The 1929-nt window shown below is 62.9% G+C and carries 4 protein-coding genes; 2 read left to right on the top strand and 2 right to left on the bottom strand.

What is annotated here, in order from left to right:
• Positions 1 to 190: 190 nt before the first annotated feature.
• Positions 191 to 574, top strand: a complete 384-nt coding sequence (locus I6N91_RS17325) for a transposase (RefSeq protein WP_233092006.1) — start codon at positions 191 to 193, stop codon at positions 572 to 574.
• Positions 575 to 787: 213 nt separating this feature from the next.
• Positions 788 to 1051 carry a transposase gene (locus I6N91_RS16950; protein WP_307843407.1) on the top strand — a complete coding sequence of 88 codons (264 nt, stop codon included), beginning with the start codon at positions 788 to 790 and terminating at the stop codon, positions 1049 to 1051.
• Here the strand turns inward: I6N91_RS16950 and I6N91_RS17625 are convergent.
• Together I6N91_RS17625 and I6N91_RS16940 are read right to left on the bottom strand one after the other, a co-directional pair.
• On the bottom strand, positions 987 to 1394 hold the full coding sequence (locus I6N91_RS17625) for a helix-turn-helix domain-containing protein (RefSeq protein WP_198814488.1): 408 nt from the start codon (positions 1392 to 1394) through the stop codon (positions 987 to 989). The genes I6N91_RS16950 and I6N91_RS17625 overlap by 65 nt on opposite strands.
• A gap of 3 nt (positions 1395 to 1397) precedes the next feature.
• On the bottom strand, positions 1398 to 1929 hold a 532-nt coding region (locus tag I6N91_RS16940), incomplete at its 5' end, for a serine hydrolase (protein ID WP_198814487.1).

Here is a 1929-nt window from a genome sequence, read left to right as displayed (position 1 = left end):
TTGGCGTAGACAGCCACCGAAACGGCGGGGACGTTGTACTGCTCCGCGAGGGTGGCTAGGCGTTCGTCGATCCAGTGCGCGATATCTGCGAGAGTTGTCATGCGGTTCAGTGTAGGTTCGCCAGGCAATCACATTTTCGGTCCATCCGACTAATTTCCACCTATATTTTGTTTGTTCGTACAAAGGGCAAATGGCCAAATACGAATCACTCAAACGGAAGCAGACGGCCGTGACCGACTTCGCGGCGGAAGCGTCAGCGGAGACGGTCGATACCGCGACCGGAGGGATCATCGAGGCGTCGAAGACGTGTTCATCGCCGTCTGCAATGGGCTCAATCAAGGGCCTTCCGGAGGCGATCACAACCACCTGGCAGCGCACGCTCATGCAGCAGTGCGTTGTGCACCCGATCCGCAGCCCGTTCCGCGACGCCGGCCGAGGGCACCACGGCGGTATTGTCAAAGTCCTCACACCGGTCCACACGGCTCCATGTGACCGGTTCACCGAATTCGATGCCCAGTGGAGCCAACGGTATCGGCGATCAACGGACTGTGTTGAGAGGGGCACTCGACAATAGTCGGACGAGGTTCCGGCAGGCGGGGTGGACGAGAAAGGTCAGCCCTTGATGAACCCGGTAAGTACTGCGCTCACTTCGCAACGCAGTAGCAGAGGCCGGCACCGCAGTCGCTGTCACCGTCACAGCACTGCCATTCGCCATCTACGACGGCCCCAGAATGAAATCTTCATCGTGCTCACACTGAAACGGCGCCTGGACGGGATCGACTAGTTCGTGCTCTCGCTGTCCGCCCGCGGACCGGACACCGGGGAAATCGCCGCGCACGTCGAGAAGGTCTACGGGGCCAAGGTCTTCAAAGACACTATCGGCCAGCTCACCGGGAAGGTCACCGGTGAGCTGGCCGAGGGGTCATCCCGGTCGTTGGAGCCGCACGACCCGGTGCGCAACACCGCGTTCTACGTCGTCATGAGAGTCACCGTGAACAGGGAACGCGACATCCTCGGGTACTGGGTCGGAGACGGGTTCTCGGGTGGGTAATCATAGGGCGCAACGCGTCTGCACGCCCAACACCACGGGCTCTCCCCCTCGGGGAGCCGGGAGAGGAGCCCAGGGTGCCCACGGGCCAAACGTTGACACAGCGCTGGCAAGGAAGGTGCTTGGGAGATGACAGCGGGGGTTGCTGTGTCACAAGCGGGTATTCGTTACCGACGCGGCGACAGCGGGGTGTGCCCCTCATCGGGAGCAGAACGCGCAGCTCCAGCATGGCGCGGAAACGGGCGCTTCCATCGGCAAGGTCGGTTGTGCTCAAGTCGACGGCTCCCCTGAGCCGATAGCGGAATGTGATCGGGTGCACCGACAGTGAAACCGCTGCGGTTGCCAACAATCAGTGGCTGGCAGCCCGGCGCACTGCGCGGCCGAGGTGCAGGTACTGTGCGCGGCCGGTGCCGTCATCGCCCAGGAAGGCGTGGGGCAGGTGCATTCCCTGCTGGCCCTTGAGCGGGATGAGGGTGTCCTCCCTCAGCCAGACCAGCTCGGTGGTCTCGTTGTCCACCCCTATTTCCTCTCCGGCGTCCGTCGCGGTGATAGTCATCCACACCCGGCCCTCTTCATCCTGGGTGACATCGAGGTCAACCATCCGGGAGCTGTACGTGCCGAGGAAACGCTCTGGGTCGATGGTCTTCGGCTCGGACGGGGGCACCGGCATGGGCGGGAGTTCCACGTCGGCGAGCTCCGAGAGAATGTGGGCCATCATCTCGTGGTAGAGTCCGAACGGTTCGCCTCCGTTCGTCAGGAGGGCGACGGCGACACCCTGTTTCGGGGCGATCCGGAGGAAAGCGTTCTGCCCGAGCGTGCTGCCGTCATGACCGATGATCTCACCGGCCGGCGTATCGTAGATCTCCCAGCCCAGGCCCCAT

Origin of the sequence: Arthrobacter sp. MSA 4-2 (assembly GCF_016405885.1) — a bacterium.
In the GTDB taxonomy this organism is placed as follows: Bacteria; Actinomycetota; Actinomycetes; order Actinomycetales; family Micrococcaceae; genus Arthrobacter_D.
Note: the sequence above shows the minus strand (reverse complement) of the source record. Positions and strands in the feature narration are given on the sequence as shown.